This is a genomic window from Cohaesibacter marisflavi (assembly GCF_900115225.1).
In the GTDB taxonomy this organism is placed as follows: domain Bacteria; phylum Pseudomonadota; class Alphaproteobacteria; order Rhizobiales; family Cohaesibacteraceae; genus Cohaesibacter; species Cohaesibacter marisflavi.
This window is the reverse complement of record NZ_FOVR01000003.1, coordinates 447,541-466,733: the sequence shown is the minus strand read 5'-3', so window position 1 is coordinate 466,733 and position 19,193 is coordinate 447,541. Positions and strand designations below refer to the sequence as shown.

The following is a 19,193-nucleotide window of genomic DNA, read 5'->3' as shown; positions in this document are numbered from 1 at the left end:
TCGAAGAGATGCAATCTGCTTCGGTTGAACGGAGTAATTGATGTCACAAGTGAAGATAGTCGTTTTTGCCGGTTCCGTTCGAACTGGCTCTTTCAATGCTAAACTGGCCAACCTGGCGCAAAAGCGTCTTGAAGCGAATGGTGCCATTGTCACCCGTGTCGATCTAAAAGATTATGAATTGCCCATCTATTGCGGCGATATCGAGGAACAGCAGGGTGTGCCGGAAGCGGCCAGAAAACTGCACAAGATCATTGCTGATCATGATGGCGTTGTTGTTACGAGCCCGGAATTCAATTCAAGCATTGGCCCGCTTCTGGTCAACACACTGAACTGGTTGTCTCGTGTTCCTGAAAATGGCGGCAAGGCTGCCATCTTTGGCAACAAGGTCTACGCCATCAGTAGCGCTTCTCCGGGCGGTTTCGGGGGCTATCGCGGTCTGATGGCTCTGCGTGGCTTCCTTGAACTCGGTGTTGGAGCTCATGTCTTGCCGGAAATGGTTTCTATTGCCTCCGCCCATGAAGCCTTTGATGAAGAGGGCGAACTGAAGGTGCCATTTGCCGACAGTATGCTGACAACCATGCTTGAAAAACTGGTTGAAAAGTCAGCGAAAACAGCCTGAATTCATGGGCTTGCCGGGGAACTTGGCTGCGTTGCCTGATACTCTGGCAAACGAGCAAGCTCACAAACAGACAGCCCCTGTGGCTTCCGGTTTGGTGGAAGCCACAGGGGCTAGTTATGTCCGGGATCTAGATTTTTTCTCCCTCAACCACCCACATGGTTGCTGGCCAGGAGAGAGGTAGGTTGAGGCCGTGAGTCATCAGGGCGGTGCCGGAAAGGACCAACGCGCCATCAACCAGAGCTGTGTGTCCGCGTGATTGTGGCGGCCGGTCTTCCGGGTTGATGAGGCGCACCCGATAGAGGGCATCAGGGTCAAGGCCAGCCAGCCTCTGGGCAAGTGGCAAAGTGTGACGCGGCGTCGCAAAGCGGCCCGCGAAAAGGACAAAACGCGTTCCGTCATTGGCCATCTGAAGCTCTGAAATGACGGAGTCATCGTCGCTTTCAAGCGGGAGCACATACCCTTTCATGCGCCAGTCGCGCGTTGCCTTCCACCAGTTGGTGACGCGCTGTAGAATGGTAAATTCTTCGTCTGTCAGCTCCCTTGGATCCATTTCGAAGCCCATATGGCGCTCGGCGGCCACCCATGCCCGGAAAGACATCGGCAAGATCCGTCCCGAAGAGTGGCATTTACGCGGGCCGACGTGGCTTCCGGTTACCGCGGGAGGAATGAAGAGGGCGGCCTCATGCTGGATGCGCAGGCGTTCAACAGCATCGTTGGAATCGGATAGCCATACCCGATGGGTGCGCGCGAGAATGCCTGCATCGATGCGACCGCCGCCTGACGCACAGCTTTCTATCTCCACCATGGGGTGAGCAGCCCGAAGCTGATCAAGAAGGGCATAGACCCCTTCGGTCTGGGCAGATGTCACCACGGGTAACAGCCGATTGTGGTCCCATTTGAGATAATCGATTTCGTACGCTTCCAGAAGATCACTGAGTGCAGAAAACAGATAGTCGCGGACCGCTGGTTTGGAAAGATCGAGCAGATGCTGGAAACGTCCGGTCAGCTGATCAGCCGGACCAAGCAGCCAGTCCGGATGGGCGCGATAAAGATCGCTGTCCATATTGACCATTTCCGGCTCCACCCACAGGCCAAAAGCCATGCCTTCGGCATGCACCTTGTCGATGAGCGGAGTAAGACCATCTGGCCATTTTCTGGTGTCGATCGTCCAGTCTCCCAGCGAGCTGGTGTCATCATCCCTCTGGCCGAACCAGCCATCATCGAGCACGAAGCGTTCGGCCCCCAGCGCCGCAGCACGCTCGGCAATCTGGGACAGGGCTTCAAGGGAATGCTCGAAATAGATCGCTTCCCAGCAGTTATAATGCACCGGGCGAGGGCGGTCCGGGTCTGGCCATGTCACCACATGATCCCGAATATAGCGTTGATAGGCGCGGGCTATGCCGGCTTCTCCTTCGCTGGAGCAGGCAAGGATCAGCTCGGATGAGTGAAACTGGGTGCCATATCCTTCTGAGTCCCAGGTTCGGCCCATCTGAAGTTGCCGCCGCCCGTCAGGGAGTTCCTCGGCAATGAAGCGATGCCCTCCGGACCAGGCAAGTTGTAGAGCGAGAACATGGCCTTGTGTTCTGGTGGCGCCACGAAGCGGGATCATGGCAACTGGTGGATGCTCATGGCCTGAGCGGCCCGTTCGGGCCTCTCGCATACGGATGCCTGCCGACCAGGGCGTCTTCTGGCGCTGGAATTCCTTGAGCCATGTTCCATGCCAGTCGAGGATGTCATCAGACATATGTGGCGCTGGCAGAACCGGCGCAGCCAGCCAGTGGCAGAGAACAGGGGCGTCTGACGAGAGAGCGGCCGAAGCAATGATGACATCGCCAATCGGTGCAAACTGCGCGACATAGCGCAACCCATGTATGGCGTCAGAAAAGAAGAGCTGTAACCCTTCGCCGCGCTCGGCCTTTTCAAACCTGAAGCGAGGCAGAATGGTCTTTTCTCCGCTTGAGAGAGAAAGCCCGACCTGACCGGGAAAAGGAGCTCTGGCTTCCGGGCAGATGGAAAGTGGAATGGTTGCATCCAGCATGCCACCGCCCAGATCAATCGCATGGGCCTTTGACAATTGTGCCAGATCCTCTGCGTCGGGCAGGCGCTCCCCCCAATAAATGGCCTCTGCCATACGGTTATCTTCTATACGCAGGACAAGGGTTTGGGTTGGCGTATCCAGTCTATGATGGATGGAAGTCATGGATCAGTCCGCTTTGGTTGCTCTTGAGTATCGGGTTGTCAGGGCGTGTTGGCAGCTAGCGCAGGCGCATGCCCGCAGCGTCGAACAGGAAGGCCTTTTCCTCATCGAAGGCTGCCACTATGGCTTCACCCGTTTTGAACTGGCGGGCATCGGCCAGCTTCATGACGATGCGCTGACCGGTCTGCGTACGGGCGTAAATGTAGGATTCACCGCCCAGATGCTCGACGATGTCTGTGGTGAGCTTTAGCTGCACGGACCCTTCCGGAGAAAGAAACTCAGGCCGGACACCAACGGTCAGCTTGTCTCCCTCAGCAGGCAAAGCCCCTTTAAGTTCCATGGTGAAAGGCGTCGCCTCGACCCCATCAAGGTGAAGCGTTACACGCTGGCTCGTCACGGCCTGCACCGTGGCTTCAAGAAAGTTCATCTTGGGCGAACCTATGAAACCGGCAATGAAAAGATTGTCCGGATCATCATACAGGGTGAGGGGGGCTCCGACCTGCTCAATACAGCCCGCGCGCAAAACAACGATCTTGTCTGCCAATGTCATGGCTTCCACCTGATCATGGGTGACATAGATGATTGTCGTGCCCAGCTCTTGATGCAGGCGGGCGATCTCGACACGCATATTGACCCGCAATTCCGCATCAAGGTTGGAAAGGGGTTCATCGAACAGGAAGACATTGGGCTTGCGCACAATGGCGCGACCGATGGCAACGCGCTGACGCTGACCGCCGGACAAGGCCTTCGGCTTTCGGTCCAGCAGGCCATCCAGTTCGAGCACATCGGCAGCTTCATTGACCCGGCGAGTGATTTCTTCCTTGGGGGTTTTGTCAAATCGCAGACCAAAGCCCATATTTTCGCGCACCGTCATGTGGGGATAAAGCGCATAGCTCTGGAACACCATGGCGACACCGCGCTTGGCCGGATCCACATCATTCATTGGCTCACCACCGATGGCCAGTGAACCGCTTGAAATGTCTTCAAGGCCAGCGATCATACGTAGCAATGTTGACTTGCCACAGCCCGAAGGTCCAACGAAAACGCAGAACTCTCCGGCTTCGATTTTCAGGTTGACGTCGTGAATGATATGGGCTTCGCCATAGCGTTTGTTGACATCCTTGAGTTCCAGACTGGACATGCTCTCCTCCCGGGTTGGCCTGACCGGATTGCACTTCGGGCTCCGGCTGAAATAATGGGGCTGGGTGCCGCCGGACAGAAGGCTATCCGGCCGCGATGGGGCGCAGCGCCGCCCCCAGACGATGCTGCTCCCTGCAAAGATCGAACGATCAGAAAAGGCTGTTAATCTCTTCATTGGCATCGGTAAGGATTTCTTCGGGATTTTCCCGCCCCAGCATGACACTTTCGAGGGCTGCTTTCACGATGGAGGAAATCTCGTTGCCATAGTCGGTAATCGGCGGAGCAAACGTGGTCTCTTCAGTGGCAACCTTGGTGAAGGCAGAGACATCGACGCCCTTGTCCTCGAAGGCCTTGACGGTAGTCTCTATCTGGTCCTGCTGGGCAGGGAAGACCACGCCCGCTTTGGCAACGGTTGTCTGACACGCATCAGAGCCGAGATATTGCACCCACTTCCATGCGGCATCCTTGACTGGGCTGCCCGTCCAGATGGAATCCGCCAGCCCGTTGAACATGGTTTTGCGCCCTTGTGGCCCGGCAGGAATGGGGGCAAAGGCAACCGATGGCTTTGACTGGTGGTAGAGGCCCACAAGCCACGAACCGGTCACTGTCATGGCTCCCTTGTCGGAGAACATCAGCGTTTCTGCCCCCAGGCGTCCCGTCTGCTCCACTGTCGGCATCAGGTGGTGAACGCGAGCAAGATCCCTAATCCATGTCAGGGTTTTGGCGAGGCGGGGATCATCGAAATTATAGTGGGTCGACCATGGCTCATCGATGAATCTCCAGCCCGTGCTGGCTGCCAGATAGGCCCATTCGGTTTCCCCTTGCGGGCTGAGCGGGTTGAGAACGAGGCCAAAGGTGGCAATGGAATTGGGGTCAAAGCCCTCTTCATCTCCGCGCTTGCCGTTGGTGTCGACGGTGAGATGTGCGATGATCTTCTGGAAGCTGCCCCCATCTTCTGGGTTCCAGTTCATGTCAGCCAGATCAGATGGCTGAAGACCGGCAGCCTTCAATTTGTCCCGGTCATAGGCGACAGCGACGGTTGCCCAGTCTTTGGGAAGACCGTAGATTGCGCCATCCTTGGACCAGTTCTCCAGCAAGCCCGGCAGATAGCCCGATGTATCATAGGAGGCGTCAGCAAGAAGCGGAGTGAGATCCTCGATCATCTGGTTGGCGGCAAATTCTGGCAGGCGCATCAGGTGATTGACGAAAACGTCAGGGGCATCACCGGAAATGAAGCTGGTCGTCAGGTTCGTCCAATATTGATCCCAGCCCGTTTGCGTGATCTCGATATGGATGTCGCTGTTCAGTGCCTCGAAGTCATTCGCGCACTGCTGATAGACAGGTGCCTGTTGCCCATCCCACATCCAGTAGCGCACGGTGTCTTGCGCAAAAACGGTTGTCGGAGCCAGAATGGCTGCGGACACAAGAAGATAGTTCGTTAGGTTCTTCATAATTCTCTCTCCCTAGAAAATTCGAATATCGGCCTATTTCATGCCGCTTGTTTGCAAGGATTCCACGATACGGCGACCAAAGAAAACGAGCAGGATCAGCACCGGAATGATCGATAGCATCACGGCGGCCATCAGGCCGGTCCAATCCGGCTGACCTTGTCCGGTCTGGCTTTGATAGTTGGCGAGGGCAACGGCCATCACCTGTACATTTTCTTTCTGGCCCACGAGGAACGGCCAGAAGAAGTCATTCCAGGCCTGAATGGAAAGCAGGATGGCCAGTGTGGCCAGCGGTCCGCGCTGTAGCGGCAGGGCGATATGCCAATAGACCTTGAACCAGCTCAGGCCATCCAGCCGCGCTGCTTCTTCCAGCTCCTTGGGGGTTGAAAGGAAGAACTGACGCAGGAAAAAGACTGCGAAAGGCAGCATCAGGATGTTGGGAGCCACCATGCCCGCAAAGCTGTTGAGCAGGCCCAACTGGCGGATCAGGATGAAATTGGGAATGAACAGCACGATCGAAGGGATCATCGTCGCCGCGATGAAACTGTAGAAGAGCGCATCCCGTCCGGGAAAGCGCAGACGTGCAAAGGCATAGGCGGCCAGTGACGAAAAGAAGAGCTGACCGGTGACAAGAAGGCCGGTATAGACCACGCTGTTTCGAAGGGCGATCATGAAGTTGATTGGCGATCCTGAGTTGGCAGGCGGCGGTACATCACTGGGCAGGCCCAAAACGCGCAGGAAATTGCCGAAGACCGGATTGTTGACCCATAGACTATTCGCCGTGGAAAAGACATCTGAGGGCATGGTGATCGCTGTTTTGAGCGCCATCCAGATGGGCAACAGTGAGATGATGCAGAAAATGGCAAGGCCCGCATAGCCGAACAATTTGGGCAGGTTGAGTTTCTTTGACATGAGGCTTCTCCCTATCCCAGATCCGAACGGTCAGCATGCAGCAGGCGCATCTGCAACAGCGTTACCAAAATGAGGAAGACAAACAGCACCATGGACATGGCTGAGGCATAGCCCATGCGGCTGAACTGGAAGGCATTCTCATAGATGTACCAGAGCACGGCGCGGGTGGAGTTGGCAGGCCCCCCTTGCGTGGTCACGGCGATCACATCGAACACCTGGAAAGACCCGACCACGCTGGTCACCAGCACAAACACCATGACGGGGCGCAACAGCGGCAGCGTGATCATGCGGAACATGGCACTTTCGCTGGCACCATCCAGCCGCGCCGCTTCATAGAGATCGCGTGGGATTGACTGAAGACCGGCATAGAAGAGCAGGGCAGTGAAGCCCACATGGCGCCAGATCGAGATGCCGGCGACAGAAATGAGCGCCTGATCGGGTGAACTGAGAAAGGATTGTGGTGGGATGCCGATGCCGGTAAGAAAAGTGTTGGTCAGGCCGATTAGCGGGTCCAGCATGAGCAGCCAGACAAGACCGGCCACCACGTTGGAAATGAGATAGGGCGCTATGATCACGGCCCGGAACAGAACCGACTTGGCAAGCCTGTCTGCGAGCACGGCAATGATCAGGCCAAGCGCTGTTTGCAAGGGGATATTGTAGATCACATAGAGCAACGTGATCTGCATGGAGTCCCAGAATTTCCCATCGGCCCAGAGTTTGCCGTAGTTATCAAACCCGATCCAGTGCGCCGGGCGCATCAGGTTCCAGTTGGTCAGACTGATTTGCGCGGCCCGGATGGTAGGAAAAGCAAAAAAGGCAATCAGGCCGATAAGGGCTGGCAAAATGAAAAGATAGCCCGTCAGGGCTTCCTTCCTGCGCAGCCTGTTTCCAAACAGACCTGATTCTTTGTCCGCGTTGACCGTTTTATCGGTACTTCGTCGGGTCATCATGCTCCTCCCATCTTGAATGCTGAGCTGGATTGTAGGGTTCCTCTATCCCCAGCCAAGCCATACTAACACGTGTTAGTGTAGTTTTGAATTTGCATCTGTCAATGAAAAAAGTTCGACTAACACGCGTTAGTATGGTATCCAGTTGGAATGAAAGCAAAATCTGTCACCAGCCATGATGTGGCCAAACTGGCCGGCGTTTCCCGTTCGACCGTGTCTCTGGTTCTGAACGGTTCAAATGCCGTCAGTCTCAGCGAAGAAACCAAGGAGCGCGTGCGTGAAGCAGCGCGCATTCTGGGCTATCGTCCCAATTCTGCGGCGCTCATGCTGCGCAAGGGGCGAACGGATACGATCGGACTGGTGATCACGGAAACGCGCTCCATCCGTGTGGATGCCTATATCCCCATATTGCATTACGCGATTGCCGATGTTCTGAAAGAGGCGGGTTACAGCCTGCTATTGGAGACCTTCGAACGGAAGAAGGGCGTCAATCCCTATACGGATCTGGTCTTTTCCCATCGCATAGACGGGCTGATGGTGCTCAGCCCTCATGTCGAAGACAAGGATCTTCATGCCTTGCTGGATAGCGGCTTTCCCGTTGTGCAGATCGGCTCGATCGGACATCCGGAAGAGCTGAGTGTGACGACCTGCACCAGTGACAGCACAACGGAGGCAGTGCGCCATATCGTGGATTTGGGACACCGGAATATCGGCAGCGTTCCCTTTTCGCCCTCGGGCTTTTCCGCGACCGATTCCCGTTTGGAGGAGCTGCGCCAAGAGCTTTTAAAAAGCGGGATAATGCTCGACGCCGATTGCATCGAGTTCGGCGATTTCAGTGCAGAGAGCGGCTATAACGCAACCCTGCGCCTGATGAAGCGGCAGCCACGATTGACGGCCATATTTGCAGGCAATGACACCATCGCGCTGGGCGTGATCGGGGCGCTCAATAGCCTTGGGTTGTCGGTGCCCGGCGATGTATCCGTTGTTGGCTATGATGATCTGCCCTTCTCGGGCTTCATCTCGCCCCCCTTGACGACCGTAAAAATGAATGCGGACCATCAGGGCCGGCTTGCAGCGGACCTTATGGTCAAACGGTTGAAGGGTGAGACGATACCGCAAAAGCGGCTTGTCTTGCCTTCGCAAGTGGTTTTGCGCGCCTCAACAGCCAAAGCGCGAATGCAGGCCTCCGATCTGTAAAAGCCTTTGGCCCCATAGACTGAGGAGCCGGGAGAGGCTGATGGAAAGACCTTCCGACCCGGACTAGATGCTATAGCGCCTTGAGAGCAACCTTCTCGGCATTGATCTTTCGGGCGATCAGATCGCGTAGGAGGCGATTTCGAAGGCGGCATCTGCGATACCCTGACGAATGGCATGGGCCAGTTTCAGGGCATTGGGCGTATCGCTATGGACCAGAATGGAATCGATCTTGACAGGAATGACTTCCCCCGTCGTGAGCTTCAGCTTGCCTGATGACAGGGTTTCGGCAACTCTGAGGCGGATATCTTCAGGCTCATGCAGCAATGCACCAGCTGTGCCACGCGGTGCCAGACGGCCCGGAGCAGAATAACCCCGATCAGCCAGGAAGGAGTAGACAACCTCTATTCCCTCTTCCTCGGCTATGCGAGAGGCCTCGGTGTCGCCCAGCCCGATAAATTTGAGGGAGGGATCGAAGGACTTCATGGCCTTGATGAGTGTCCGCGCAACATCGGCGTCCGCAAAGGACAAGTTCCCCAGTGCCCCATGGAAATTGGCATGGGTGAGCTGTGCACCGCGGTGTGCGGCAATGGCTGCAAGTGCACCAAGCTGGGTGACGGTCATCAACTCAAGTTCTTTGAGCGTCATTGTCATCATCCGGCGGCCGAAATTCTCTCGATCTGGATAGCCAATATGAGCCCCGACCCGCACCTTGTTTGTTTGCGCAAGGGAAACGGTTTCATCCATGATCAGGGGATCGCCAGCGTGGGCACCGCAGGCAATATTGGCCGATGTGATCAACGGCATCAGATCGGCATCTGGCGCAATACGGTAAGGACCGAATCCTTCACCAAGATCGGAATTGACATCAATGCTTTTCATCAGAACTCTCCCTAGTGAAGGCGGGGTGTTGTTTGTTTATTCCAGATACCCGGGGCTGGTCTATATGGTAGTAAAGAGTGGTGCAGAACCGACCAAAGCTGCACAAGCCACTCTTGAAGACAAAGAGCCCGTTGGTTAGGGCGCCAAATGGAATGCTGCGCAGGTCCTGATTTCATCCAGCATCCGATTTTGCTTTTCGGTTGCCGCCTTTGCTTCCTCCAAAGCGCAAGGCACAAAGCGCACTGTGCTGCCAAGCCTTGCCTGTGCCAGAAGTGGCAGGTCTGCTTCAATCACGACACCCAGTTTGGGGTATCCACCCGCTGTATTGGCATCAGCCAGCTGAATGACAGGCTTGCCGGAAGAAGGAAGCTGAATGGTGCCGGGCAAGATACCGTGTGACAACAATTCCTTGCGCTCCATGGGGATGATTTCTTCCCCTTCGAGCCGATAGCCAATGCGGTTGCTGTCCTGTGAAATCTGCCAGGCCTGCTCTGTAAACAGCGTCTGGTTTTCCCGGTCATAATCTCCCCATTCTGCTGCCGGAATGAAGTGTAGGGGCTGAGGAATAGCCGTGCTTTCAAACAAGGATTGCCAGATAGTCGGGCTCAAGCCAAAGGCAAGGGGAGGCGAAAGAGTGGCCTTGTGGAGCGCTGCGAGGCGGTCTCCCCTTTGCAGGGCTCGCCCCTCAAGACCGCCAAAGCCGCCTTTCATATCAGTTGCGCGTGAACCTAGGATTTCAGGAACATTCAACCCGCCCCGCACAGCCAGATAGCTGCGCATGCCACTGGTGCAGAAGCCCATCTTGAGGGTCTGGCCGGGGCGCAGGCTTTGCACCCACCAGCGCGGCAACGGCTTGCCATCCAGCATGGCCTTGCAGTCGGCTCCGGCTAGGCAGATGTCAACCGGTTCCAGAATGCGACATTCAAATCCACCCAAGGTGATCTCTATGCCTGCGGCGGTTTCTTCGTTGCTCAACATGGCGTTGGCAATACGCAACGCCAATGCATCCATCGCACCGCTGCGGCCAACACCGAGTGATCCGAAGCCGGGGCGTCCGAGATCCTGTATGGTTGCCAGCAGACCCGGCGCAGAGATCTCGATCATGCTATCAACTCCTGAACAACGAACCGGATCCTGTCCCCGGGCATGATGAGGGAAGGGCTCTGTTTGGTTTCGTCAAAGAAGGAAAGCTCCGTCTTGCCGATAACATGCCATCCGGAAGGAGATGTCTTGGCGATGACGCCGGCCTGAGCGCCCCCGATCACCACACTGCCTTCTTGCACACTCAAACGGGGCTGGGCACGGCGAGGCGTGGTTAATCTCGAATTCATGCCACCAAGATAGGCAAATCCGGGCTGGCTACCGAGGGCAAAGGCGACATAGTCCGGTTCCGAGTGTAGGGCGACGACCTCATCAACACTGAGGCTGCAAGAGTCTGCCAGTTCGCTCAGATCCATGCCCGTCTCACCGCCATAGATAACCGGGATTTCGACAAGGCGCCCTTCGATCTGGCGCGGCTTTGTCCGCTGCCAAAGCTGTTCAAGCTCAACCTTCATGCGCATCGGGTCGCAGTCGGGTGTCAGATAGACCAGAAGGGAATGCATGCCCAATACGGTCTCAACCACGCCTTCAAGCGCTTTGCAGGCTTGATCATACGCCCAATAGCGGCTTTGTACATCAACCGAAAGAGGGCCGCCTGACTGCACCAGCAAAGCGGTGGCCCCCATATGGGAGATGCTTATGGATACGGAGGACGGCATTGTTTCTTTCACAGAAGGTGGCTTTCGGCTTGGACGTCTGTGCCCGTGTCTGTCAGGCACAAACGCGCTATTGGGGAACCCATTGATTGAGAGCTTTACCAAGGAATCTTAGTGACTTTCCCTACTTTGCATAGGCTCCGGTGTACGTGCCTGCAGCCACGGAAGCAAGAATTTCTTCCTCCTTTTTCTGCTGGGCGCGCGTATTGGCCAGAAGGGTTTCGGCTTCTTGCGGCGCAATGGCTACGACGCCATCGGCATCCCCCATGATGATATCACCCGGATGCACCATCATGCCGCCGATGCTGACCGGAATGTTGATGGCTCCCGGACCGTCTTTGTAGGGGCCCATATGGATAAAATCACGCGCGAACACCGGAAAGTCATTGCTCGAAATATTGTCAATGTCGCGGATCGCACCATCAATCACATAGCCCGCAGCCCCACGCGACTTGGCAATGGCCACCATGATTTCGCCGATGAGAGCCCGGTCGCAATAGCCGCCACCATCGACAACGAGAATTTCGCCCGGTTTTACAATGTCCAGTGCTCGATGGATGAAGCCATTGCTGCCCGGCACAACCTTGATTGTAAGCGCACGGCCGACCATGACGCCAGCCCGATGGAACGGCTTGATGCCCTTGGCGCCTCTCAGACGGTCCAGATTGTCGCTGACATTGGCGACAGCACAGGTTGCAAACTCGGCAATGAGGTGATCCAGTTTGTCTTCACTCGGGACCATTTTGGTCTTGCTCAACGCGGTCATTGGGCCGCCTCCTGATTTGTCGGGTTGTCAGCCAACTGTAGTTTTGACACGGCCTTGGAAATGGCAGTCATGCCCTCGGCGATGACCTTTTCTGAGGCCGCGAAGCTGAGACGCAGGAAGCCGGGAAGGCCATAGGATGTGCCGTCCATGAGGGCGACATGGGCCTCTTCAAGAAGGTAGTTGACCAGGTCCAGATCTGTTTCAATCCGTTCTCCGGCAGCCGTCTTGCTGCCCAGAAGGGCGCGAACATCCGGGAACACATAGAAAGCTGCATCCGGTGCCTTGCAGCGGATGCCGGGGACTGCGTTGAGGCCATCGACAATGGCTGCGCGTCGCTTTGTATAGAGCACCACCATATCGTCAACACAGGATTGATCGGCGTTTAGCGCGACCGTTGCTGCCGATTGAGAGAAGGAGCAAGCGCAAGTGGTGCTCTGTCCAAGCAGCTTGACGACTGCCTTGACCAGTTCAGGCGGGCAGACGGCGTAGCCTATGCGCCATCCAGTCATGGCATAGGCCTTGGACATACCATTCACAATGACGCAACGGTCAGCGACCGAAGGATCAACTGCCATCGGGGAATGGTTTTTTACGCCCTCGAAAGCGATATGCTCATAGATTTCGTCAGTCATTATGCCGACCTGCGGATGCTTTTTGAGCACCTCGATCAAGTCGAGCCATTCCTCGCGGGTATAAACGGCACCGGTCGGGTTTGACGGCGAGTTGATGATCAACCAGCGGGTGCGGCTGGTAATCAGTCCCTCGAGCATATCCGGCGTCAGCTTGAAACCCGTTTCCGGGCCACAAGCGACGATCTTCGGCTCACCACCGTTAAGAGAAACAATGTCCGGATAGCTCACCCAGTAGGGCGCAGGGATAATCACCTCGTCGCCTGGATCAAGAGTGGCAGAAAAAATGTCGAAAATCAGCTGTTTTGCGCCATTTGCCACCACAATTTGGCTCGCCGGAACGTTGATACCATTGTCCCGCTTGAGCTTGTCGGCAATAGCTTGCCGCAGTGCCGGAGTTCCTTGCGACCCCGTATAGTGGGTGTCTCCAGACAGCATCGACTGATGAGCTGCTTCGATAATATGTGCGGGCGTGTCAAAGTCTGGTTCGCCAAGGCAAAAGTCCAGAATTTCGACACCCTGAGCGCGCAGCTCATCCACTTTTTGTTTGGCAGCAATGCTCGCGGAAGGTCGCAGCTTGCGAACTTTTTGCGAAATTGTGATCGACATGCGATTAGACCTCTTAGACAAATTTGCCAAGAAGGTAGGCGGCAAGTCTCAGCAAAAAAAGCGAATTAAAATTATTCGAAAGGATCAATTTTGGGAATGCATAGGAGAATTGCGGATCTGTTGTTTAAAAAGGTAGGATGTGGAAAGACTTATGGATTGCGTTGTCTATGTCGTTGTTGTTCTCGCTTCAGTAGAAAAGTGATAGATCAGTAATTTTCTCACTATCAATTCCTTTTTCTCATGAGAAGAGCCGAATTTAATTCGCTTTCTTTTGTTGCTCAATGTGGCAAGTATGTGATCAAGTCAAAATAACACCAGCACCTGAGGAGACACTCCTATGATTACCCGCAGTAGTTTGGCATTTTTGCTCCTGGCCACTTCTCCCGCTCTGGCAGACAATTGGGATCTGCCTCTGGCATGGCCTGCCGACAACTATATCAGCGTAGGCGCTCAGTCCTTCGCAGACCGCGTTCGCGAAGAAACCGAAGGGCGCGTCGACATCACCTTGCACACCGGTGGCTCCCTTGGCTTCAAGGGCCCGGAAATGCTGGGTGCTGTGCGCGATGGCCTTGTGCCGATCGGCGACATGCTGATGAACCAGCAGATCGGTGATGAGCCAATGCTCGGCCTGACGTCTCTGCCTTACTTCCTGTCTTCGTTTGAAGAATTGCAGGCTTTTGAGAAATATTTCCGCGCCGACCTGGAAGACATCTTTGCGAAAAACAACCAAAAACTGCTCTACACCATTCCTTGGCCACAGCAGCAGATCTGGACCAAAAGCGAAGTGACCGATCTGGCATCCATCAAGGATATGAAGATCCGCTCTTATGACCGCTCTTCCACCGACGTGTTCGCCTCCGCTGACATGACTCCGGTTCAGCTGCCTTGGGGGGAAGTTATTCCGTCTCTCGCAGCAGGCACCATCAACGCTGTGGCAACCTCGTCTCCGTCTGCTGTAGACGGTTCCTTCTGGGAATTCCTGGACTATGGCTTCCCGACACGCCAGACCTGGAACATGAATGCCATGACGGTAAACATGGACAGCTGGAACGGGTTGAGCGATGAAGACCAGAAGGCTCTGACATCCATCGCAAACGAAATGCAGCCAGCTCTTTGGCAGTCTGCGCAGGATGAAGACACTAAAAACATGAAAATCCTCGCAGAACAGGGCATGACCCTTGCTCCGATCTCTGATGAGTTGCGTGCAATCCTGACCGAACGGGCAGAACCACTGCGCGCCGCTGCAATCGAAAAGATGGGTGCAAAAGCCAAGGACGTTGTCGAAGGTTTCAAAGCTAAATAAAAGCCCGGCAACAATAAACCAGCCAATTGAGGCGAGTGCTCTGTCATTCGCCTCAATCCTTATAAAACACTCTCACACCGGGAGTAGCATTGTGAAAATCTTGAGAGCCATAGATCGGTTTTCCATGGGGCTTTCGCTTTTGTCCGGCATTATGCTCGGATGCATGGCCCTGCTGATCGTTGCCGAAATCTTTCTGCGTAAATTTGCAGACATCAGCTTGCACTATGTCTGGGAAGTGAGCGTCTTTGCCCATATGGCGGCAGTCTTTCTGGGCGCTGGCTGGACCTTGCGCACCGGAGGGCATATCCGCGTTACCCTGTTGCTGGGCAAGTTGCCGCGATTGGGGGAATGGGTTGCAACATTGTTCGGCCTTGCCATCTCAGCCTATATGAGCAGTGCTCTCATCAAACTGGCATGGAGCTATTATGCCAGCGGCCGGACGAGCGGTTCAGTGACTGATACCCCGCTTGCAATCCCCGCCACGATCATCGCCTTCGGAGCCTCCATGATGACGCTGCAGATTCTCCTGCGCGCCCTGCGGCTTGTCCTTGGCGAAGCGCCTGATCTTGATACGACAGGCGAAGACGCCCCAGCCCCGATTATGGATTGAAGAGCCCATGCCCGCTTCTGTTATTCTCCCTCTCGTTCTGCTTGTTGTTATTCTGGGGTCTGGCGTCTGGATTGGCCTTGGTCTTGCCGGAATCGGCCTGATTAGCCTTGAGGTCTTCCGCAATGTGCCCGTTGACAAGCTCTTTTCTCAATCCATCTGGAACGGCCTGTCCTCGGCTGAATTGCTGGCCCTGCCTCTCTTCATTCTGATGGCCGAGCTAATCTATCGCTCCAAGTTTATCGATGGCGTTTTTGGTGCTCTCGAACCCTGGTTGCGCAATCTGCCCGGTGGCCTGTTGCATACCAACATTATCGGCTGTGCCCTGTTTGCGCTGATTTCGGGCTCCTCTGCTGCCACTACCAGCTCCATCGGCCGGATCACCGTCGGCGAATTGCGCCAGCGTGGTTATGATGAACGCATGACTATCGGCACACTGGCCGGAGCCGGTACGCTCGGATTTCTCATTCCGCCGTCCATCGTCATGATTATTTATGGCGTGCTGTCGCGCACATCGGTGCTCAAGCTGTTTGCTGCAGGCATCATTCCCGGCATCTTTCTCTGTGTTGCGTTCATGGGCTATGTTGCAATCGTCACCAAGTTGAATCCGGGCATGGTTGGCAAGGCTGAGCCAATGAGCAAGCCGGACTTGTGGCGTGCGCGTTTCAAGCAGCTTCCGCTGTTGTTGCCCTTTCTTTTGCTGATCGCGGCTGTTCTTGGCTCCATGTATGGCGGCCTTGCCAGCCCGACAGAAGCGGCAGCTTTTGCTGTGGTAGCAACCGTCGTTATCATGGCATTTGAGCGCTCCCTGACCATTGCCAACCTCAAGGATGCAGCAATTGGCACCTCTCGCACGGTCTCCATGTTGGGGTTGATCGTCGCAGCGGCTTCCTTCCTCTCTGTAGCTATGGGCTTTCTGGCGATTCCCACCACGATTTCACGTATCGTGACACAGATGGATCTTGCTCCATTTGCCTTGATCCTGCTGCTGATCGTCATCTACATGATCCTTGGAACCTTCCTTGAAGGGATGTCCATGATCGTCATGACCATTCCAATCGTGCTCCCTCTGGTGCAGTCAGCAGGCTATGACAAGATCTGGTTTGGTATTTTCCTTGTGATCATGGTGGAACTGGCCCAGATCTCTCCACCTGTAGGCATGAACCTGTTCGTGTTGCAAGGCATCACCAAAAAGCCACTTGGTGAAGTGGTGAAAGCGGCATTGCCATTCTTCCTGATCATGATGGCTTTTGTTTTGCTGCTGGCCCTATTCCCGCAAATTATCAGCTTCCTGCCCAATCTGGTGATGGCCTGAAGAAGGCGCTGAACAATCCAAAATGGGTAAGCAATGCAAAAAGGGTGGGCCGATTGTCGGCTCACCCTTTTGTTTTGAATAAATGGCTATAGGCAGCTCAGATCGTTGCGCCATAGATCGGCGAGACAGTGAAATCGCAATGGGCCTGTGCCAACTCCACAACTCGCAGTTTGAATTGCGACAGACGGTCATGCCGATAGAGCAGGGCATAGCGTACATGTGGCATCTGCGATTGCATGACCAAGCGCCTCAGACTTCCAGCCTGAATGAGAGAGCGCACAGCAGCGATCGGTAGATAACTCACCCCCAGACCGGACATCGTGAAGCCGATTTGTGCCAACAGGCTTTCGCAGTTGATGGTCTTGGAGGGTGTGATACCCTGACTTGAGAGCCACCTGCCATAAACAAGCCCGGTTCCGGATTTGTTGCCCTGGACGAGCATCGTGAAATTGGCCAGATCCGACAAAGAGAGAGGGGTGTCGGAGTCATCCAGATCGGGAGAGCACATCCATGCATTTTCAACCAGCCCCAGAGGCTCTGAAACGCATCGGGAATCGTTGAAGACATCGGGAATGACGATCATGTCGATCGTGTCTTCCATAAGTCTGTCAAACAGAGCTGAACTGGATTCGACAACAGGCTCGATGTTGATGCCGGAATAGTCTGCCTTGATGCTCTTGACCAGATTGGGCAACCAGGTCATTGCCGTCAATTCGGTTACGCCAAGACGAAATTGGCGGATGAGAACATCCTGCGAGCTGATCCGTTCTATGAACGTGTCTCGCCCTTCCAGCAACCCTCTGGCATAATCCAGCGCTTCGGCCCCCTTTTCGGTGAGGCGTGCAGACCGCTTGCTCCGGTCAAAAATCGCCACATTGAAAAGCAGCTCGAAATCCTGAACCCGTTTCGAGACAGCAGACTGCGTGGTGTTCAACTTGTCCGCCGCAGCGGCAAAGCTTCCAAGTTCAGCGATCCAATAGATTGCTTCCAGCTGCTTGAAGGTAATCAAGGCGTGCGATGTCCTATCGTGTCGACTGCTTGGGGGGGGGGCGATCTGCAAGCAGTGTCATTGTGTCTAAAATTTCTCGACATGATAGCACGAGTTAATAATGAGAATAAGTGATTAAATATGATGATATTGTATCAATAATTGGAATGGTATGCTGGTTTAATAAAGGGATCGCCTCTCGGCGCATCTGCAGCAAAGAGCGTGGCCATTCAGGCTGCGTCTCCTATCGAATTGCTCGCAGAGATGATTGACGCCTTGAGACAATGTGCGTTGTCTCTTGGAGTTTTATCTCGGCTCTCGATCCTCTGGGCATGTGCGGACATGAAAAATCAAGCCCAACAGACCACCCAGAAAAAGCGCCACCGCATGCCCGGGCTTAGGGTAACCCGCGGTCATGAAATCAAGCGCCAATCCGGGAACCAACGAAAAGGCGACCAAAACAGCCCCGCGCATCCGATTGACGTTGCGCTGAAAGATCAAAACGAGAGCAACAGCAGCCAACGCAAAGACGGCTTGAGAGGCTCCGGTTCCCGCGTCCCAGGGCGCCTTTATCCCAATCGGGCTGACATATGTGGCCAGTCCTCCTGCAAATAGCCAAATAGCGAGTGTCCGCAGTGAGCCTAACTTGCTCTCAACCAGACTGCCAACAAGCAAAAGACAAACCGCATTATAGAGCATATGGCCTTGTTTAACATGAATGAGCTGGGCAGTAATCAATCGCCATAGTTCAAGATTTGCAATATCTGCAAAAGTTGTCGCGCCATAGCCCCTGAGTGCAGAAACCCTGACTGTGCTAAACAGGCTTCCAGTTGCGTCATAGGCAACCCAGACTGAAGCTACGATGGTCGCCAAGGATAGCACCATGGATGCAGGTTTGATGGAAAGCTTAAGGATTTGGCGCATTTGAATATCCGGAATGTCTTCAGAGAACCTAGAATGTATATGTGATTTTGTTTGTTTTGAGGTTTGAAACGCAAATCGCGCTCAGAGCGCGTCGCATAGGTGTTGCTCAAGACAGAAAAAGGATAATAAAGCCACTCCGAACCGGATTAGATGGTTCGCAGCGCCTTGAGAGCAACTTGCTCGGCTCTCTTGCGGGCCGTCACATCCGGGCTTCTTATGGCTTTGTAAAGCACGATGGCATGTTCGGTGGCGGACAGTAGTGGCACTTTTTCCGGTTGGGCTACCGTCTCACGGAGCCGGTCTGCAAAATCAGGCAGCAGAAGCTCGATTTTTCTGACACCTCTGGCTTCAAAACCGGCCTGCTGCAACGCCAGTGGTCCCAAAACCTGCCCTCTCAGAAAGCCTAGAAAATCCGTTGCCTCGAAATATTCGCCGCGGCCTATTTTGCCAGCGCAGTAATGAATCCATGTCCAGAATCGGTCTTCGACCCATTGTTCATCAAGCCGTGGATAGGCGCCAACGCCCTTTTTGAGCGCGTCGGAAAGCTGGTTGTCTCTTTCCCATAGGACCGTTGGTTCGTCCACACGATTGCTGGCATCTGCAACTTTGACGAATTTGAAATCCACATGCAGGCCGTCCGGCCCAAAAAGCGCGATGACCAGCCTTGGCTCGCCCACATGCTCCCCTGTGAAAGCGGAGAGGAGATCCCCTAGACGGGCGACAATCTCCAGCCGTTCATTCTCAACGGCGGTATAGCAATCAGGAGCGATGGCAACCACAAAATCGAGATCGCTGTATGCATCAAGGGCATCTTCGCTGTAGGAGCCGGAGCAGGCCAGGCCAACGATGCGTGCATCAGCGCTGAGCGTTTCTATCGCCTGCCGGATAAAGGCGCGGTGTGTTGGGGTTGCTGTACTGGGAAAGTCCATCGTGAAATCCTGTTGCTAGGCTGTCGA

Annotated in this window: 18 protein-coding genes; 5 read left to right on the top strand and 13 right to left on the bottom strand. The window is 54.9% G+C overall.

The annotated features are described in order from the left end of the window. The first annotated feature begins 40 nt into the window (after nucleotides 1-40). Entirely contained in the window at nucleotides 41-619 is a 579-nt protein-coding gene (locus BM258_RS08845) for an NADPH-dependent FMN reductase (RefSeq protein WP_090071202.1), read from the top strand. Between the two features lie 127 nt (nucleotides 620-746). Here BM258_RS08845 and BM258_RS08840 read toward each other — a convergent pair whose 3' ends face one another. From BM258_RS08840 to BM258_RS08820, 5 genes are all read right to left on the bottom strand, one after another. Beyond that, nucleotides 747-2,819 (bottom strand): alpha-galactosidase, encoded by a 2,073-nt coding sequence (locus BM258_RS08840; protein ID WP_090071200.1) that lies wholly within the window; start codon nucleotides 2,817-2,819, stop codon nucleotides 747-749. Nucleotides 2,820-2,874: 55 nt separating this feature from the next. Continuing rightward, complete coding sequence (locus BM258_RS08835; RefSeq protein WP_090071198.1) at nucleotides 2,875-3,957, bottom strand: ABC transporter ATP-binding protein; 1,083 nt, start codon at nucleotides 3,955-3,957, stop codon at nucleotides 2,875-2,877. 148 nt (nucleotides 3,958-4,105) lie between these two features. Continuing rightward, a complete protein-coding gene (locus tag BM258_RS08830; protein WP_090071196.1) occupies nucleotides 4,106-5,407 on the bottom strand; it encodes an ABC transporter substrate-binding protein in 1,302 nt (433 codons plus the stop codon). A gap of 33 nt (nucleotides 5,408-5,440) precedes the next feature. Continuing rightward, nucleotides 5,441-6,316: a carbohydrate ABC transporter permease gene (locus BM258_RS08825; RefSeq protein WP_090071194.1), complete on the bottom strand. Its 876-nt coding sequence runs from the start codon at nucleotides 6,314-6,316 to the stop codon at nucleotides 5,441-5,443. Between the two features lie 11 nt (nucleotides 6,317-6,327). Further along, nucleotides 6,328-7,263 (bottom strand): carbohydrate ABC transporter permease, encoded by a 936-nt coding sequence (locus tag BM258_RS08820; protein WP_090071343.1) that lies wholly within the window; start codon nucleotides 7,261-7,263, stop codon nucleotides 6,328-6,330. Between the two features lie 150 nt (nucleotides 7,264-7,413). Here BM258_RS08820 and BM258_RS08815 point away from each other — a divergent pair, with 150 nt between their 5' ends. Continuing rightward, nucleotides 7,414-8,460, top strand: a complete 1,047-nt coding sequence (locus tag BM258_RS08815; protein ID WP_090071192.1) for a LacI family DNA-binding transcriptional regulator — start codon at nucleotides 7,414-7,416, stop codon at nucleotides 8,458-8,460. A 117-nt stretch (nucleotides 8,461-8,577) separates the two neighbouring features. Here BM258_RS08815 and BM258_RS08810 read toward each other — a convergent pair whose 3' ends face one another. The 5 genes from BM258_RS08810 to BM258_RS08790 all read right to left on the bottom strand — a co-directional run bounded on the left by BM258_RS08810 (nucleotide 8,578) and on the right by BM258_RS08790 (nucleotide 13,100). Further along, nucleotides 8,578-9,339 (bottom strand): LamB/YcsF family protein, encoded by a 762-nt coding sequence (locus BM258_RS08810; protein ID WP_090071190.1) that lies wholly within the window; start codon nucleotides 9,337-9,339, stop codon nucleotides 8,578-8,580. Between the two features lie 135 nt (nucleotides 9,340-9,474). Continuing rightward, nucleotides 9,475-10,443: a 5-oxoprolinase subunit C family protein gene (locus tag BM258_RS08805; RefSeq protein WP_090071189.1), complete on the bottom strand. Its 969-nt coding sequence runs from the start codon at nucleotides 10,441-10,443 to the stop codon at nucleotides 9,475-9,477. Continuing rightward, entirely contained in the window at nucleotides 10,440-11,099 is a 660-nt protein-coding gene (pxpB, locus tag BM258_RS08800) for a 5-oxoprolinase subunit PxpB (protein ID WP_090071187.1), read from the bottom strand. Before pxpB ends, BM258_RS08805 begins: the two co-directional genes overlap by 4 nt. A gap of 121 nt (nucleotides 11,100-11,220) precedes the next feature. After that, entirely contained in the window at nucleotides 11,221-11,862 is a 642-nt protein-coding gene (locus BM258_RS08795; protein ID WP_244544644.1) for an RraA family protein, read from the bottom strand. Next, the gene (locus BM258_RS08790) at nucleotides 11,859-13,100 is read right to left on the bottom strand and encodes a pyridoxal phosphate-dependent aminotransferase (protein WP_090071185.1); all 1,242 of its coding nucleotides are present in this window, start codon (nucleotides 13,098-13,100) and stop codon (nucleotides 11,859-11,861) included. Before BM258_RS08790 ends, BM258_RS08795 begins: the two co-directional genes overlap by 4 nt. A gap of 337 nt (nucleotides 13,101-13,437) precedes the next feature. Between BM258_RS08790 and BM258_RS08785 the strand changes: the two genes are divergently transcribed. The 3 genes from BM258_RS08785 to BM258_RS08775 all read left to right on the top strand — a co-directional run bounded on the left by BM258_RS08785 (nucleotide 13,438) and on the right by BM258_RS08775 (nucleotide 16,325). Continuing rightward, nucleotides 13,438-14,403, top strand: coding sequence for a TRAP transporter substrate-binding protein (locus BM258_RS08785; protein WP_090071183.1), 966 nt, complete (start codon nucleotides 13,438-13,440; stop codon nucleotides 14,401-14,403). 91 nt (nucleotides 14,404-14,494) lie between these two features. Beyond that, nucleotides 14,495-15,013: a TRAP transporter small permease subunit gene (locus BM258_RS08780; protein ID WP_244544643.1), complete on the top strand. Its 519-nt coding sequence runs from the start codon at nucleotides 14,495-14,497 to the stop codon at nucleotides 15,011-15,013. Nucleotides 15,014-15,020: 7 nt separating this feature from the next. Next, a complete protein-coding gene (locus BM258_RS08775; protein ID WP_090071180.1) occupies nucleotides 15,021-16,325 on the top strand; it encodes a TRAP transporter large permease in 1,305 nt (434 codons plus the stop codon). Nucleotides 16,326-16,422: 97 nt separating this feature from the next. Here the strand turns inward: BM258_RS08775 and BM258_RS08770 are convergent, their stop codons facing one another. From BM258_RS08770 to BM258_RS08760, 3 genes are all read right to left on the bottom strand, one after another. After that, nucleotides 16,423-17,334, bottom strand: a complete 912-nt coding sequence (locus tag BM258_RS08770; RefSeq protein ID WP_090071178.1) for a LysR family transcriptional regulator — start codon at nucleotides 17,332-17,334, stop codon at nucleotides 16,423-16,425. Nucleotides 17,335-17,619: 285 nt separating this feature from the next. Then, nucleotides 17,620-18,237, bottom strand: coding sequence for a rhomboid family intramembrane serine protease (locus BM258_RS08765; protein ID WP_090071176.1), 618 nt, complete (start codon nucleotides 18,235-18,237; stop codon nucleotides 17,620-17,622). 146 nt (nucleotides 18,238-18,383) lie between these two features. Continuing rightward, nucleotides 18,384-19,166: an oxalate:formate antiporter gene (locus BM258_RS08760; RefSeq protein ID WP_090071174.1), complete on the bottom strand. Its 783-nt coding sequence runs from the start codon at nucleotides 19,164-19,166 to the stop codon at nucleotides 18,384-18,386. Between the last annotated feature and the right edge of the window lie 27 nt (nucleotides 19,167-19,193).

Excerpts from the sequence above, each read along its gene's own strand:
- BM258_RS08845 (WP_090071202.1), top strand. The coding sequence starts at position 41 with ATGTCACAAGTGAAGATAGTCGTTTTTGCCGGTTCCGTTCGAACTGGC.
- BM258_RS08840 (WP_090071200.1), bottom strand. The coding sequence starts at position 2,819 with ATGACTTCCATCCATCATAGACTGGATACGCCAACCCAAACCCTTGTC.
- BM258_RS08835 (WP_090071198.1), bottom strand. The coding sequence starts at position 3,957 with ATGTCCAGTCTGGAACTCAAGGATGTCAACAAACGCTATGGCGAAGCC.
- BM258_RS08830 (WP_090071196.1), bottom strand. The coding sequence starts at position 5,407 with ATGAAGAACCTAACGAACTATCTTCTTGTGTCCGCAGCCATTCTGGCT.
- BM258_RS08825 (WP_090071194.1), bottom strand. The coding sequence starts at position 6,316 with ATGTCAAAGAAACTCAACCTGCCCAAATTGTTCGGCTATGCGGGCCTT.
- BM258_RS08820 (WP_090071343.1), bottom strand. The coding sequence starts at position 7,263 with ATGACCCGACGAAGTACCGATAAAACGGTCAACGCGGACAAAGAATCA.
- BM258_RS08815 (WP_090071192.1), top strand. The coding sequence starts at position 7,414 with ATGAAAGCAAAATCTGTCACCAGCCATGATGTGGCCAAACTGGCCGGC.
- BM258_RS08810 (WP_090071190.1), bottom strand. The coding sequence starts at position 9,339 with ATGAAAAGCATTGATGTCAATTCCGATCTTGGTGAAGGATTCGGTCCT.
- BM258_RS08805 (WP_090071189.1), bottom strand. The coding sequence starts at position 10,443 with ATGATCGAGATCTCTGCGCCGGGTCTGCTGGCAACCATACAGGATCTC.
- pxpB (WP_090071187.1), bottom strand. The coding sequence starts at position 11,099 with ATGCCGTCCTCCGTATCCATAAGCATCTCCCATATGGGGGCCACCGCT.
- BM258_RS08795 (WP_244544644.1), bottom strand. The coding sequence starts at position 11,862 with ATGACCGCGTTGAGCAAGACCAAAATGGTCCCGAGTGAAGACAAACTG.
- BM258_RS08790 (WP_090071185.1), bottom strand. The coding sequence starts at position 13,100 with ATGTCGATCACAATTTCGCAAAAAGTTCGCAAGCTGCGACCTTCCGCG.
- BM258_RS08785 (WP_090071183.1), top strand. The coding sequence starts at position 13,438 with ATGATTACCCGCAGTAGTTTGGCATTTTTGCTCCTGGCCACTTCTCCC.
- BM258_RS08775 (WP_090071180.1), top strand. The coding sequence starts at position 15,021 with ATGCCCGCTTCTGTTATTCTCCCTCTCGTTCTGCTTGTTGTTATTCTG.
- BM258_RS08765 (WP_090071176.1), bottom strand. The coding sequence starts at position 18,237 with ATGCGCCAAATCCTTAAGCTTTCCATCAAACCTGCATCCATGGTGCTA.
- BM258_RS08760 (WP_090071174.1), bottom strand. The coding sequence starts at position 19,166 with ATGGACTTTCCCAGTACAGCAACCCCAACACACCGCGCCTTTATCCGG.